At 69.6% G+C, this 918-nt stretch carries 1 protein-coding gene and 1 pseudogene; one reads left to right on the plus strand and one right to left on the minus strand.

All coding sequences use genetic code 11. The features are described 5' to 3' along the window. Positions 1–307, plus strand: a pseudogene (locus A5700_RS12820) (hypothetical protein); the annotation flags it as partial. A 3-nt stretch (positions 308–310) separates the two neighbouring features. On the opposite strand, the gene A5700_RS12825 reads toward A5700_RS12820, so the two are convergent. After that, positions 311–918 (minus strand): VWA domain-containing protein (locus A5700_RS12825; protein WP_156671209.1); only part of this gene is annotated, 608 nt, incomplete at its 5' end.

A 918-nucleotide genomic window follows, 5' to 3' on the forward strand; every position in this document is an offset into this window, starting at 1 on the left:
CGAGGGCGTGCAGATCTCGACGATCTCGTTCGGCACGCCCTACGGCACCGTCGACTACGAGGGGGCCACCATCCCGGTGCCCGTGGACGACCAGACCCTGCAGAAAATCTGCGAGATCACCGACGGCCAGTCGTTTCACGCCGACAGCCTGGACTCGCTGAAGAACGTCTACACGACCCTGCAGCGCCAGATCGGCTACGAGTCCGTGAAGGGCGACGCCAGCCTGGCCTGGATGCTGCTGGGCACCGTCGCCATGGCCGGTGCCGTGCTGGCCGGGCTGCTGCTCAACCGCCGGCTGCCCGCCTGAGTCTCAGGTGGGCAGGCGCCGGTTGAGGACCAACGCCAACACCGTCGCGATCAGCGCCGCGACGACCCCCAGCCGCAACCAGCCGGCGCTGCCGGGGCCGGGCACCGTGCGGTAGCCGATCTCGTTCTCGATGGCGTTGTAGCTCTTGTTGAGCTCGGCGGCGTTGGTCGCGGTGTAGGCCTGCCCGCCGGAGAGCTTGGCGACGGTCTTCATCTGGTCGGTCGAGACGGGCACGGCGACGCGCTGCCCGTCCATCTCGATTTCGCCGCCCTTGGTGCCGAAGGAGATGGTGGAAATCGGGACGCCCTCGTCCTTGGCCAGCCGCGCGGCGGTGAACACCCCGTCGTGCGGGTCGCTGGGGTTCGACGGCCGGTTCTCGCCGCCGTCGGAGAGCAGCACGATGCGGGCGGGTGGCGGCTTGTCGCCGCCGACCACCGCGGTGGCGCTGATCGCGTGCAGGGCGGTGAAAATGGCCTCGCCGGTGGCCGTGCTGTCCGCGAAGTCCAGCTTCTTCAGCGCCTCGATGGTCGCCTGGTGTTGGGGCGTCGGCGGGACCAGCAGATACGGCGTCCCGGAGAACGCCACCAGCCCCAGGTTGACGCCGGGCGTCA

Origin of the sequence: Mycobacterium sp. E1214 (assembly GCF_001666755.1) — a bacterium.
Classification (GTDB): Bacteria; Actinomycetota; Actinomycetes; order Mycobacteriales; family Mycobacteriaceae; genus Mycobacterium.